The following is a 12456-nucleotide window of genomic DNA, read 5'->3' on the forward strand; positions in this document are numbered from 1 at the left end:
GGCGGGCACCAACCTCGACGAATGCCGCTCAAACGCTGTCGATCATAGCTAGGCAATGCCAGTGCGACTTTAGTTCTCTCGAGCACGTTCTCTTGAGATCGAATTCGGATGCATGACCTCAGTGCGCGGGCCGCGGCATTACGCTGACCGGCCTCAATACTGCGGTCCTCTGTGGCGTCGAAGCGCTTTCCGCTCGTTGATGGAGCGGTTGGCGCAATTTCGCTTTGTGCGGATTGTTCCGCTAAAGGCGACCTCGTCGGGCGGGTAGCTCGAAAGAATTTGCAGTCCCGGCAACGGGCTGCGGCAAGACAGCGGATCCGAACAGGATCCGCGACAGAACAAAGGGTAAGGCCAGGATGCCGACGATCAACCAGCTGATCGCTCAACCGCGTGAAGTGCAGAAGTCGCGCAAGAAGGTGCCGGCGCTGCAGCAGTCGCCGCAGAAGCGTGGTGTTTGCACCCGCGTCTACACCACGACCCCGAAGAAGCCGAACTCGGCGCTTCGTAAGGTCGCCAAGGTGCGCCTGACCAACGGCTTCGAGGTGATCGGCTACATCCCCGGCGAGGGCCATAATCTCCAGGAGCACTCGGTGGTCATGATCCGCGGCGGCCGCGTCAAGGACTTGCCGGGCGTGCGCTACCACATCCTCCGCGGCGTTCTGGATACCCAGGGCGTCAAGAACCGTAAGCAGCGTCGTTCGAAGTACGGCGCGAAGCGTCCGAAGTAAGCGGGAACCAGGTCCATGTCTCGTCGCCACTCAGCGGAAAAGCGCGAAGTCCTTCCCGATCCGAAGTTCGGGAACATCATCGTCACGAAGTTCATGAACTCGGTGATGTATGCCGGCAAGAAGTCGGTCGCCGAAGGCATCGTCTACGGTGCGTTCGGTATCATCGAAACCAAGACCAAGCAGAACCCGCTCGGCGTGTTCGAGCAGGCACTCGAGAACGTCATGCCGACGATCGAAGTGCGCTCCCGCCGCGTCGGCGGCGCGACCTACCAGGTCCCGGTCGAGGTTCGTTCGACCCGCCGTCAGGCGCTGGGCATCCGCTGGCTGATCTCCGCTGCGCGCGAGCGCAACGAGAAGACTATGACCGAGCGGCTGTCGGCGGAGCTCCTGGACGCGTCGAACAACCGGGGCAACGCCGTCAAGAAGCGCGAAGACGTGCACCGGATGGCGGAAGCCAACCGCGCCTTCTCGCACTATCGCTGGTAACGGCGAAACACGGAATCTAAGGAACACCCCATGCCCCGCGTTCATGCCATAGAGAATTACCGCAACTTCGGTATCATGGCGCATATCGATGCCGGCAAGACGACGACGACCGAGCGCATCCTCTATTACACCGGCAAGAGCCACAAGATCGGCGAAGTGCACGAAGGTGCCGCGACGATGGACTGGATGGAGCAGGAGCAGGAGCGTGGCATCACGATCACTTCGGCCGCGACCACCGCGTTCTGGGCCGGCAAGCGTCTGAACATCATCGACACCCCCGGCCACGTCGACTTCACCATCGAAGTCGAGCGTTCGCTGCGCGTGCTCGACGGCGCCGTCTGCGTGCTCGATTCCAACCAGGGCGTCGAGCCCCAGACCGAGACCGTCTGGCGCCAGGGCGACAAGTACAAGGTTCCGCGCATCGTCTTCGCCAACAAGATGGACAAGACCGGCGCCGACTTCTTCAAGTGCCTGGCCGACATCGTCGACCGCCTCGGCGCCAAGCCGATCGCGATCCAGCTTCCGATCGGCGCCGAGAACAACTTCAAGGGTCTCGTCGACCTCGTGAAGATGCAGGGCATCATCTGGAACGATGAATCGCTCGGCGCGAAGTTCGACTATGTCGACATTCCCGAGGATCTCGTCGAGCAGGCCAAGGAATACCGCGAGAAGATGGTGGAAGCCGCCGTCGAGCTCGACGACGACGCCATGGCCGCCTATCTCGACGGCAAGGAGCCGGACGAAGAGACGCTGAAGCGGCTGATCCGCAAGGCGGTTCTGACCGGCGCGTTCTATCCCGTGCTGTGCGGCTCGGCCTTCAAGAACAAGGGCGTGCAGCCGCTGCTCGACGCCGTCGTCGACTATCTGCCGTCGCCGATCGACGTGCCCGCGATCAAGGGCACCGACGACCACGGCAACGAGGTCGTGCGCAAGGCGGACGACAAGGAGCCGCTCGCGCTGCTCGCGTTCAAGATCATGGACGACCCGTTCGTCGGCACCATCACCTTCTGCCGCATCTACTCCGGCGTTCTGCAGAGCGGCACCGGCGTCGTGAACTCGACCCGCGAGAAGAAGGAGCGCATCGGGCGCATGCTCCTGATGCATGCGAACAACCGCGAAGACATCAAGGAAGCCTATGCCGGCGACATCGTCGCGCTGGCCGGCCTGAAGGAAGCACGCACCGGTGACACGCTGTGCGATCCCGACAAGCAGGTGATCCTGGAGAAGATGGAATTCCCCGAGCCGGTCATCGAGATCGCGATCGAGCCGAAGTCCAAGGCCGACCAGGAAAAGCTGGGCGTGGCACTGGCCAAGCTCGCCGCGGAGGATCCGTCCTTCCGCGTCTCGACCGACCAGGAGTCCGGCCAGACCATCCTCAAGGGCATGGGCGAACTCCATCTCGACATCAAGGTCGACATCCTCAGGCGTACCTACAAGGTCGACGCCAACATCGGCGCGCCGCAGGTTGCGTTCCGTGAGCGCGTCACCAAGAAGGCCGAGGTCAAGTACACCCACAAGAAGCAGACCGGGGGTACCGGTCAGTTCGCGGAAGTGTCGATCGTGGTCGAGCCGAACGAGCCCGGCAAGGGCTACGAATTCGAGTCCAAGATCGTCGGTGGTGCGGTTCCGAAGGAATACATCCCCGGCGTTGAAAAGGGCCTCAACAGCGTGATGAGCTCCGGCGTGGTCGCGGGCTTCCCCGTAGTCGACGTCAAGGTTCAGCTCGTCGACGGCAAGTACCATGACGTCGACTCGTCGGCGCTCGCCTTCGAAATCGCATCGCGCGCGGCATTCCGCGAAGCCTTGCAGAAGGGCAAGTCCGTCCTGCTCGAGCCGATCATGAAGGTCGAAGTGGTGACCCCGGAAGACTACACCGGCTCGGTCATCGGCGACCTGAATTCCCGGCGCGGTCAGATCCAGGGGCAGGACATGCGCGGCAACGCCAACGTCATCAACGCGATGGTGCCGCTCATGAACATGTTCGGTTACGTGAATAACCTGCGCTCGATGAGCCAGGGTCGCGCAACCTTCACCATGCAGTTCGACCACTACGCAGAAGCGCCGGCCAATGTGTCGGCAGAAGTCCAGAAGAAGTTTGCCTGATTGTCGTCGGTCACGAACTGACGATTGAACGGAGAGTCAAATGGCCAAAGCAAAGTTTGAACGTAACAAGCCGCACTGCAACATCGGCACCATCGGTCACGTCGACCACGGCAAGACGTCGCTGACCGCGGCGATCACCAAGGTTCTCGCCGAAGCAGGCGGTGCGACGTTCACCGCGTACGACCAGATCGACAAGGCGCCGGAAGAGAAGGCGCGCGGCATCACCATCTCGACCGCGCACGTCGAGTACGAGACGCCGAACCGCCACTACGCCCACGTCGACTGCCCCGGCCACGCCGACTACGTGAAGAACATGATCACCGGCGCCGCCCAGATGGACGGTGCGATCCTGGTCGTGTCGGCCGCCGACGGTCCGATGCCGCAGACCCGCGAGCACATCCTGCTCGCCCGCCAGGTCGGCGTGCCCGCGCTGGTCGTGTTCCTGAACAAGTGCGACATGGTCGACGATCCGGAACTGCTCGAGCTCGTCGAGCTCGAAGTCCGCGAGCTGCTCTCGAAGTACGACTTCCCGGGCGACAAGATCCCGATCATCAAGGGTTCGGCGCTCGCCGCTCTCGAAGATTCCGACAAGAAGCTCGGCCACGACGCCATCCTCGAGCTGATGAAGAACGTCGACGAGTACATCCCGCAGCCGGAGCGTCCGATCGACCAGCCGTTCCTGATGCCGGTTGAAGACGTGTTCTCGATCTCGGGCCGCGGCACCGTCGTGACCGGCCGTGTCGAGCGCGGCATCGTCAAGGTCGGCGAGGAAATCGAGATCGTCGGTCTGCGTGCGACCCAGAAGACGACCGTCACCGGCGTCGAAATGTTCCGCAAGCTGCTCGATCAGGGCCAGGCCGGCGACAACATCGGTGCGCTGCTCCGCGGCACCAAGCGCGAAGACGTCGAGCGCGGCCAGGTGCTGTGCAAGCCGGGTTCGGTCAAGCCGCACACCAAGTTCAAGGCTGAGGCTTACATCCTCACCAAGGAGGAGGGCGGTCGCCACACCCCGTTCTTCACGAACTACCGTCCGCAGTTCTACTTCCGCACCACCGACGTGACCGGTGTCGTGCATCTGCCGGAAGGCACCGAGATGGTGATGCCGGGCGACAACATCGCGATGGAAGTGCACCTGATCGTGCCGATCGCGATGGAAGAGAAGCTCCGCTTCGCGATCCGCGAAGGTGGCCGCACCGTCGGCGCCGGCGTTGTCGCCTCGATCATCGAGTAATTACGAGAATAGGGATCGGCGAATAGCGAGTGGTGACATTCGCTATTCGCTATTCGCCACCCACTGAAGAAAGACCACGGCAATGAACGGCCAAAACATTCGTATCCGTCTCAAGGCGTTCGACCATCGTATCCTCGATACGTCGACCCGCGAGATCGTGAACACGGCGAAGCGCACCGGCGCGCAGGTCCGCGGACCCATTCCGCTGCCCACCCGCATCGAGAAGTTCACCGTCAACCGTTCGCCCCACGTCGACAAGAAGAGCCGCGAGCAGTTCGAGATGCGCACTCACAAGCGCCTGCTCGACATCGTCGATCCGACCCCGCAGACCGTCGATGCTTTGATGAAGCTCGACCTGGCCGCCGGTGTCGACGTCGAGATCAAGCTCTAAGATTTTTGGATCCCGTTCGCGCAAGCGGACAGAAAGAACAGGAAGCAAGCCGATGCGCTCCGGAGTGATCGCACAAAAGGTCGGGATGACGCGGGTCTTTACAGAGGCCGGCGAACATATCCCCGTGACCGTGCTGAAGCTCGGCAATTGCCAGGTCGTAGGCCACCGTACCGAAGAGAAGAACGGTTACGTCGCGCTCCAGCTTGGTTCTGGCAGCCGGAAGACCGTTTACATGCCCAAGGCGGAGCGCGGCCAGTTCGCGGTCGCCAAGGTCGAGCCGAAGCGGCAGGTCGAGGAATTCCGCGTTACCGCGGATGCCATGATCCCCGTCGGTGCCGAGATCCTTGCCGACCACTTCGTCGTCGGCCAGTTCGTCGACGTCACCGGCACCTCGGTCGGTAAAGGCTTCGCCGGCGGCATGAAGCGCTGGAACTTCGGCGGTCTGCGCGCCACCCACGGCGTCTCGGTCTCGCACCGCTCGATCGGTTCGACCGGTGGCCGTCAGGACCCCGGCAAGACCTGGAAGAACAAGAAGATGCCCGGCCACATGGGTGTCGACCGCATCACCACGCTCAACCTTCGCGTCGTTCAGCTCGATGTCGAGCGCGGCCTGATCCTCGTCGAAGGCGCCGTTCCCGGCTCCAAGGGCGGCTGGATTCGCGTGCGCGACGCCGTCAAGAAGCCGCTGCCGAAGGAAGCTCCGAAGCCCGGCAAGTTCAAGGTTGCGGGTGGCGAAGCCGAGGCTGCGGCCCAGCAGGAGGGTGCGTGAGATGGAATTGAAGGTCACCACCCTCGAAGGTAAGGAAGCCGGCTCGGTCCAGCTGTCCGACGCCATTTTCGGCCTCGAGCCGCGCCAGGACATCATTGCGCGTTGCGTGCAGTGGCAGCTCAACAAGCGCCAGGCCGGCACGCACAAGGCCAAGGGTCGCGCCGAGATCTGGCGCACCGGCAAGAAGATGTACAAGCAGAAGGGCACCGGCGGTGCTCGTCACGGCTCGGCCCGCGTGCCGCAGTTCCGCGGCGGCGGTCGTGCCTTCGGTCCGGTGGTGCGTTCGCACGCCACCGACCTGCCGAAGAAGGTTCGCGCGCTCGCGCTGAAGCATGCGCTCTCGGCCAAGGCCAAGGACGGCGATCTCGTCGTGATCGAGAAGGCCGCGCTGGAAGCCGCCAAGACCAAGGCGCTGCTCGGTCACTTCTCGGGCCTGGGTCTGACCAACGCGCTGATCATCGACGGTGCCGAGCTCAACAACGGCTTCGCCGCGGCGGCCCGCAACATCCCGAACATGGACGTGCTGCCGATCCAGGGCATCAATGTCTACGACATCCTGCGCCGTCAGAAGCTCGTTCTGACCAAGGCCGCCATCGATGCGCTGGAGGCGCGCTTCAAATGACGAAGAACATCGAGGCTCGCCACTACGACGTCATCGTCTCGCCGGTCGTGACCGAAAAGGCGACGATCGCCTCCGAGCACAACAAGGTGCTGTTCAAGGTGGCCGCGAAGGCGACCAAGCCGCAGATCAAGGAAGCGATCGAGAAGCTGTTCGACGTCAAGGTCAAGAGCGTCAACACGTTGGTCCGCAAGGGCAAGACCAAGATCTTCCGCGGCCATCTCGGCTCGCAGTCGAACACCAAGCGCGCGATCGTGACCCTCGAAGAGGGCCACCGGATCGACGTCACCACCGGTCTGTAAGGTCGTACGACGATGGCACTGAAGACATTCAATCCTACGACGCCGGGCCAGCGCCAGCTGGTCATGGTCGATCGTTCGGCCCTCTACAAGGGCAAGCCGGTTAAGGCGCTCACCGAGGGTAAGCACTCCTCGGGCGGTCGTAACAACACCGGTCGCATTACCGTGCGCTTCCGCGGCGGTGGTCACAAGAAGACACTGCGCACCGTGGATTTCAAGCGCGAGAAGATCGACGTTCCCGCGACCGTCGAGCGTCTCGAGTACGATCCAAACCGCACCGGCTTCATCGCGCTGATCAAGTATCAGGACGGCGAGCAAGCCTACATCCTGGCGCCGCAGCGCCTGGCCGTGGGTGACACCATCATCGCCGGCAACTACGTCGACGTGAAGCCGGGCAACGTCATGCCGCTCGGCAACATGCCGGTCGGCACCATCATCCACAATATCGAGGTCAAGATCGGGAAGGGCGGCCAGCTCGCCCGTTCGGCGGGCACCTATGCCCAGCTCGTCGGCCGCGATCAGGACTACGTGATCATCCGCCTGAATTCGGGCGAGCAGCGCCTCGTGCACGGCCGTTGTCGCGGCACGATCGGCGCGGTGTCGAACCCGGATCACATGAACACCTCGATCGGCAAGGCCGGCCGTAATCGTTGGCTGGGCCGCAAGCCGCATAACCGCGGTGTCTCGATGAACCCGATCGACCATCCGCACGGCGGTGGTGAAGGTCGTACCTCGGGCGGCCGCCACCCGGTCACCCCGTGGGGCAAGCCGACCAAGGGCAAGAAGACCCGTACCAACAAGTCGACCAACAAATTCATTCTCCTAAGCCGCCACAAGCGGAAGAAGTAAGGAACGCCGGACATGGTTCGTTCAGTCTGGAAAGGCCCGTTCGTCGAGGGTTCTCTGCTCAAGAAGGCAGATGCCGCCCGCGCGTCCGGCCGTCACGACGTCATCAAGATCTGGAGCCGTCGCTCGACGATCCTGCCGCAGTTCGTCGGCCTGACCTTCGGCGTCTACAACGGTCAGAAGCACGTGCCGGTGGCCGTCAACGAGGAAATGGTCGGTCACAAGTTCGGCGAGTTCTCGCCGACCCGGACCTTCCATGGCCACTCCGGCGACAAGAAAGCCAAGAAGGCTTGAGGATTGAACGATGAGCAAACCTAAGCGCGAACGGAGCCTCGCCGAGAACGAGGCCAAGGCGGTCGCCCGGATGCTGCGGGTGAGCCCGCAGAAGCTCAACCTGGTCGCCCAGCTCATTCGCGGCCGGAAGGCGGCTGCTGCGCTCGCCGATCTGCAGTTTTCGCGCAAGCGGATCGCTGTGGACGTGAAGAAGTGCCTGGAATCGGCTATCGCCAACGCCGAGAACAACCACGACCTCGACGTCGACGATCTCGTCGTGGCGCAGGCCTTCGTCGGCAACGGCCTCGTGATGAAGCGCTTCGCCGCTCGCGGCCGTGGCCGCTCGGGCCGTGTCTACAAACCATTTTCGCAGCTGACGATCATCGTTCGTCAGGTCGAAGCCGAAGCAGCCGCTTAAGGGCGCAGGAGAACACGATGGGTCAAAAGATCAATCCGATCGGTCTGCGTCTCGGCATCAACCGTACCTGGGATTCCCGCTGGTTCGCCGGCAAGCAGGAATACGGCAAGCTGTTGCACGAGGACGTCAAGATCCGTGAGATCCTGCACAAGGAGCTCAAGCAGGCGGCCGTCGCCCGCATCGTGATCGAGCGTCCGCACAAGAAGTGCCGCGTCACCATCCACTCGGCCCGTCCGGGCGTGGTGATCGGCAAGAAGGGCGCGGACATCGACAAGCTGCGCAAGAAGGTCGCGGACATCACCTCGTCCGACGTCGTCATCAACATCGTCGAAATCCGCAAGCCGGAGCTCGATGCGACGCTGGTGGCCGAGTCGATTGCGCAGCAGCTGGAGCGCCGCGTGGCGTTCCGCCGCGCCATGAAGCGCGCCGTGCAGTCGGCGATGCGTCTCGGCGCGGAAGGCATCCGCATCAACTGCTCGGGCCGTCTGGGCGGTGCGGAAATCGCGCGCATGGAGTGGTACCGCGAGGGTCGCGTGCCGCTGCACACGCTGCGCGCCGACATCGACTACGGCGTTGCGACCGCGTTCACGACCTTCGGCACCTGCGGCGTCAAGGTCTGGATCTTCAAGGGCGAGATCCTCGAGCACGATCCGATGGCCCAGGACAAGAGAATGGCCGAAGGCGAGACCAGCGGTGGTGGTGATCGCGGTGGCCGTGGGCGCCGTGACAACGCTGCGGCCTGATCCGCACTGAGAATTTGAGGGCTTGAAGCCATGATGCAACCTAAGAAAACGAAGTTCCGGAAGGCGCACAAGGGCCGCATCCACGGCGTTGCGTCTTCGGGCGCGACGTTGGCGTTCGGCCAGTTCGGCCTGAAGGCGACTGAGCCTGAGCGCGTCACCGCGCGCCAGATCGAGGCCGCCCGCCGCGCGCTGACCCGCCACATGAAGCGTGCCGGCCGCGTCTGGATTCGCGTGTTCCCGGACGTTCCGGTGTCGAAGAAGCCGGCCGAAGTCCGCATGGGCTCCGGCAAGGGTTCGCCGGAATTGTGGGTCGCGCGCGTCAAGCCGGGCCGGGTGCTGTTCGAGATCGACGGCGTCAACACCCAGACGGCGCGTGAGGCGCTGACCCTGGCGGCCGCCAAGCTGCCGATCAAGACGCGCTTCGTCGAGCGCATTGCGGAGTAATGGCCATGGCCCAGATGAAGATCGAAGACATCCGCGCGATGAGCCCCGACCAGCAGGATGACGCCGTCCTGAACCTGAAGAAGGAGCGCTTCAATCTGCGCTTCCAGCGCGCCACCGGGCAGCTCGAGAACACCTCGCGCCTGCGCGAGGCCCGCCGTGACATCGCCCGGATCAAGACCGTCGCCGCGCAGACGCGCGCGAAGAAGAAGTAAGAGGCTTACGAAGATGCCGAAACGTACTTTGCAGGGCGTGGTCGTCAGCGACAAGCAGGCCAAGACCATCGTGGTGCGCGTTGATCGCCGCTTCACGCACCCGATCTACAAGAAGACGATCCGCCGTTCGAAGAACTACCACGCGCACGACGAGAGCAACGAGTTCAAGCCGGGCGACATGGTGTGGATCGAGGAATCGAAGCCGATTTCGAAGTTGAAGCGCTGGGTCGTGATCCGGGGCGAACACAAGAAAAGCGCCTGATCTGTTGGCTTTAGCCGACTGACTTCAGGGAAATGTTGAGCGCCGGCTGGGCTGGCGCAAATAGAAGAGGACGAGGTGCATCAATGATTCAGATGCAGACCAACCTCGACGTGGCCGATAATTCTGGCGCACGCCGTGTCATGTGTATCAAGGTGCTCGGGGGCTCCAAGCGCCGCTACGCCACGATCGGCGACATCATCGTCGTTTCGATCAAGGAAGCGATTCCGCGTGGCAAGGTGAAAAAGGGGGACGTGATGAAGGCCGTCGTGGTGCGCGTCCGCAAGGACATTCGCCGCGCCGACGGTTCGGTCATCCGCTTCGACCGCAACGCCGCCGTCCTGATCAACAACCAGTCCGAGCCGGTCGGCACCCGTATCTTCGGGCCCGTGCCGCGCGAGCTGCGCGCGAAGAACCACATGAAGATCATCTCGCTCGCGCCGGAGGTGCTGTGATGGCTGCGAAGATCCGCAAGGGCGACAAGGTCGTCGTGCTGACCGGTCGCGACAAGGGCCGCACCGGCGAAGTGTTCGAAGTGCGTCCCGACGCCGGCACGGCGCTCGTGCGCGGCATCAACATGGTCAAGCGTCACCAGAAGCAGACGCAGGCCCAGGAGGGCGGCATCATCTCGAAGGAGTCGCCGATCCAACTGTCCAACATCGCGTATGTCGGCAAGGACGGAAAGCCGACCCGCGTCGGATTCAAGATTCTGGCGGACGGCAAGAAGGTCCGCATCGCCAAGAGCTCGGGAGCTGAGATCGATGGCTGAGGCCGCTTACACCCCGCGCCTGCGCGCGGAATACGATGCGAAGATCCGCACGGCCATGACCGAGAAGTTCGGTTATGAGAACGTCATGCAGGTTCCTCGCCTGGACAAGGTCGTGCTGAACATGGGCGTTGGCGATTCCGTCAACGACCGCAAGAAGGCCGAGACCGCTGCTGCCGAGCTGACCCAGATCGCCGGCCAGAAGGCGATCGTGACCTATTCGCGTATCGCGATCGCGACCTTCAAGCTGCGCGAGAACCAGCCGATCGGCTGCAAGGTCACGCTGCGCAAGGCCCACATGTACGAGTTCATCGATCGCCTGGTGACGGTCGCGCTGCCGCGCGTCCGCGACTTCCGCGGCCTGAACCCGAAGAGCTTCGACGGCCGCGGCAACTACTCGCTCGGCATCAAGGAGCACATCATTTTCCCCGAGATCGACTTCGACAAGGTCACCGAAGCCCGCGGCATGGACATCACCGTCTGCACCACGGCCAAGACCGACGAAGAGGCGAGGGCCTTGTTGACCGCTTTCAATTTCCCGTTCCGGCAGTGAGACGCTGACCTAAAAGCCTCTCAAACGCGGATACCCAGGAGCCAAGCATGGCAAAGAAGAGTTCAGTCGAGAAGAACAACCGGCGCAAGCGGATGGCGAAGAACGCCGCCCCGAAGCGCGCGCGGTTGAAGGCGATCATCGCCGACAAGACGCTGCCGATGGAGGAGCGGTTCGCCGCGACCCTGAAGCTTGCAGAGATGCCGCGCAATTCGTCGGCGACCCGCATCCGCCTGCGTTGCGAGCTGTCGGGCCGGCCGCGCTCGAACTACCGCAAGAACAAGCTGTCCCGTATCGCGCTGCGCGAACTTGGCTCCAAGGGCATGGTCCCGGGCCTCGTGAAGTCCAGCTGGTAAGGAGGGTCGTTTAGATGTCTACGCACGATCCAATCAGCGATCTGATCACCCGTATCCGCAACGCGCAGATGCGCTCCAAGAACAAGGTCTCCACGCCTGGCTCGAAGATGCGCGAGAACGTGCTCGAGGTCCTCAAGAGCGAGGGCTACATCCGTGGTTACGCCACGCTCGAGCATTCCTCAGGCCGCAGCGAGATCGAGATCGAGCTGAAGTATTTCGACGGCGAGCCCGTCATCCGCGAGATCGAACGTGTCTCCAAGCCCGGGCGTCGCGTTTACGCCTCGGTGAAGAACCTGCCGCGTGTGAACAACGGACTCGGCATTTCCGTGTTGTCGACGCCGAAGGGGATCATGGCCGACCACAGTGCGCGTGAAGCGAACGTGGGCGGTGAAGTTCTCTTCACGGTGTTCTGAGAAGGATTTTTGAGCCATGTCACGAGTTGGCAAAAGGCCTATTCCGGTTCCGTCGGGTGTGACCGCGACCGTCGATGGGCAGACCGTCAAGATGAAGGGTCCGAAGGGCCAGCTTCAGTTCGTCGTCCATGACGACGTCGAGGTGAAGCTCGAGAACGGCCAGGTGAAGGTGAATCCGCGGGTCGAGACCAACCGCGCGCGCGCGCTGTACGGTACCGCTCGCGCCCAGGTCGCGAATCTGGTCGAAGGCGTCACCAAGGGCTTCGAGAAGAAGCTCGAAATCACCGGCGTCGGTTACCGCGCCGCGATGCAGGGCAAGAACCTGCAGCTCGCGCTCGGCTACAGCCACGACGTGGTCTACGCGATCCCGGAAGGGATCACGATCACCGTGCCGAAGCCGACCGAAATCACCGTGACAGGCAGCGACATCCAGCGTGTCGGCCAGGTCGCCGCCGAGATTCGCTCCTATCGTCCGCCGGAGCCCTACAAGGGCAAGGGCGTGAAGTATGTTGGCGAATTCATCTTCCGCAAGGAAGGCAAGAAGAAGTAA

General features: G+C 62.9%; 21 protein-coding genes. All 21 read left to right on the forward strand.

Annotated elements, in window-relative coordinates:
* Positions 1 to 356 precede the first annotated feature (356 nt).
* The 21 genes from rpsL to rplF all read left to right on the forward strand — a co-directional run bounded on the left by rpsL (position 357) and on the right by rplF (position 12456).
* Positions 357 to 728 (forward strand): 30S ribosomal protein S12, encoded by a 372-nt coding sequence (gene rpsL, locus RX330_RS16095; RefSeq protein ID WP_007603006.1) that lies wholly within the window; start codon positions 357 to 359, stop codon positions 726 to 728.
* Positions 729 to 743: 15 nt separating this feature from the next.
* Positions 744 to 1214: a 30S ribosomal protein S7 gene (gene rpsG / locus RX330_RS16100; protein WP_027520967.1), complete on the forward strand. Its 471-nt coding sequence runs from the start codon at positions 744 to 746 to the stop codon at positions 1212 to 1214.
* Positions 1215 to 1244: 30 nt separating this feature from the next.
* Positions 1245 to 3317 carry an elongation factor G gene (fusA, locus tag RX330_RS16105; protein ID WP_212092206.1) on the forward strand — a complete coding sequence of 691 codons (2073 nt, stop codon included), beginning with the start codon at positions 1245 to 1247 and terminating at the stop codon, positions 3315 to 3317.
* Positions 3318 to 3357: 40 nt separating this feature from the next.
* A complete protein-coding gene (tuf, locus tag RX330_RS16110; protein ID WP_008136415.1) occupies positions 3358 to 4548 on the forward strand; it encodes an elongation factor Tu in 1191 nt (396 codons plus the stop codon).
* 82 nt (positions 4549 to 4630) lie between these two features.
* A complete protein-coding gene (gene rpsJ / locus RX330_RS16115) occupies positions 4631 to 4939 on the forward strand; it encodes a 30S ribosomal protein S10 (protein WP_002712302.1) in 309 nt (102 codons plus the stop codon).
* Between the two features lie 52 nt (positions 4940 to 4991).
* Positions 4992 to 5708, forward strand: coding sequence for a 50S ribosomal protein L3 (rplC, locus tag RX330_RS16120; protein WP_028141005.1), 717 nt, complete (start codon positions 4992 to 4994; stop codon positions 5706 to 5708).
* 1 nt (position 5709) lies between these two features.
* Positions 5710 to 6330, forward strand: coding sequence for a 50S ribosomal protein L4 (gene rplD / locus RX330_RS16125; protein WP_212092205.1), 621 nt, complete (start codon positions 5710 to 5712; stop codon positions 6328 to 6330).
* Positions 6327 to 6629, forward strand: coding sequence for a 50S ribosomal protein L23 (locus tag RX330_RS16130; RefSeq protein WP_212092204.1), 303 nt, complete (start codon positions 6327 to 6329; stop codon positions 6627 to 6629). Before rplD ends, RX330_RS16130 begins: the two co-directional genes overlap by 4 nt.
* A 12-nt stretch (positions 6630 to 6641) precedes the next feature.
* Positions 6642 to 7475 (forward strand): 50S ribosomal protein L2, encoded by an 834-nt coding sequence (gene rplB, locus RX330_RS16135; protein WP_018322265.1) that lies wholly within the window; start codon positions 6642 to 6644, stop codon positions 7473 to 7475.
* A gap of 12 nt (positions 7476 to 7487) precedes the next feature.
* Entirely contained in the window at positions 7488 to 7766 is a 279-nt protein-coding gene (gene rpsS, locus RX330_RS16140) for a 30S ribosomal protein S19 (RefSeq protein ID WP_008136357.1), read from the forward strand.
* Between the two features lie 10 nt (positions 7767 to 7776).
* A complete protein-coding gene (rplV, locus tag RX330_RS16145) occupies positions 7777 to 8163 on the forward strand; it encodes a 50S ribosomal protein L22 (RefSeq protein ID WP_008136353.1) in 387 nt (128 codons plus the stop codon).
* A gap of 17 nt (positions 8164 to 8180) precedes the next feature.
* On the forward strand, positions 8181 to 8906 hold the full coding sequence (gene rpsC, locus RX330_RS16150; RefSeq protein WP_129268065.1) for a 30S ribosomal protein S3: 726 nt from the start codon (positions 8181 to 8183) through the stop codon (positions 8904 to 8906).
* Between the two features lie 30 nt (positions 8907 to 8936).
* Entirely contained in the window at positions 8937 to 9350 is a 414-nt protein-coding gene (gene rplP / locus RX330_RS16155; protein WP_008136349.1) for a 50S ribosomal protein L16, read from the forward strand.
* A gap of 5 nt (positions 9351 to 9355) precedes the next feature.
* On the forward strand, positions 9356 to 9562 hold the full coding sequence (gene rpmC, locus RX330_RS16160) for a 50S ribosomal protein L29 (protein ID WP_026202715.1): 207 nt from the start codon (positions 9356 to 9358) through the stop codon (positions 9560 to 9562).
* A 13-nt stretch (positions 9563 to 9575) separates the two neighbouring features.
* Complete coding sequence (rpsQ, locus tag RX330_RS16165; RefSeq protein ID WP_007603028.1) at positions 9576 to 9824, forward strand: 30S ribosomal protein S17; 249 nt, start codon at positions 9576 to 9578, stop codon at positions 9822 to 9824.
* Positions 9825 to 9907: 83 nt separating this feature from the next.
* The gene (rplN, locus tag RX330_RS16170; protein ID WP_007603030.1) at positions 9908 to 10276 is read left to right on the forward strand and encodes a 50S ribosomal protein L14; all 369 of its coding nucleotides are present in this window, start codon (positions 9908 to 9910) and stop codon (positions 10274 to 10276) included.
* Complete coding sequence (gene rplX, locus RX330_RS16175) at positions 10276 to 10590, forward strand: 50S ribosomal protein L24 (RefSeq protein ID WP_007603031.1); 315 nt, start codon at positions 10276 to 10278, stop codon at positions 10588 to 10590. The genes rplN and rplX overlap by 1 nt, the downstream gene beginning before the upstream one ends.
* Positions 10583 to 11140, forward strand: coding sequence for a 50S ribosomal protein L5 (gene rplE, locus RX330_RS16180; RefSeq protein ID WP_018322267.1), 558 nt, complete (start codon positions 10583 to 10585; stop codon positions 11138 to 11140). Before rplX ends, rplE begins: the two co-directional genes overlap by 8 nt.
* Before the next feature lie 47 nt (positions 11141 to 11187).
* On the forward strand, positions 11188 to 11493 hold the full coding sequence (gene rpsN / locus RX330_RS16185) for a 30S ribosomal protein S14 (RefSeq protein WP_212092203.1): 306 nt from the start codon (positions 11188 to 11190) through the stop codon (positions 11491 to 11493).
* 14 nt (positions 11494 to 11507) lie between these two features.
* Positions 11508 to 11906, forward strand: coding sequence for a 30S ribosomal protein S8 (rpsH, locus tag RX330_RS16190; protein ID WP_007603034.1), 399 nt, complete (start codon positions 11508 to 11510; stop codon positions 11904 to 11906).
* 16 nt (positions 11907 to 11922) lie between these two features.
* The gene (rplF, locus tag RX330_RS16195) at positions 11923 to 12456 is read left to right on the forward strand and encodes a 50S ribosomal protein L6 (protein ID WP_212092202.1); all 534 of its coding nucleotides are present in this window, start codon (positions 11923 to 11925) and stop codon (positions 12454 to 12456) included.

The sequence above is a fragment of the Bradyrhizobium sp. NDS-1 genome, assembly GCF_032918005.1.
GTDB lineage: Bacteria > Pseudomonadota > Alphaproteobacteria > Rhizobiales > Xanthobacteraceae > Bradyrhizobium > Bradyrhizobium tunisiense.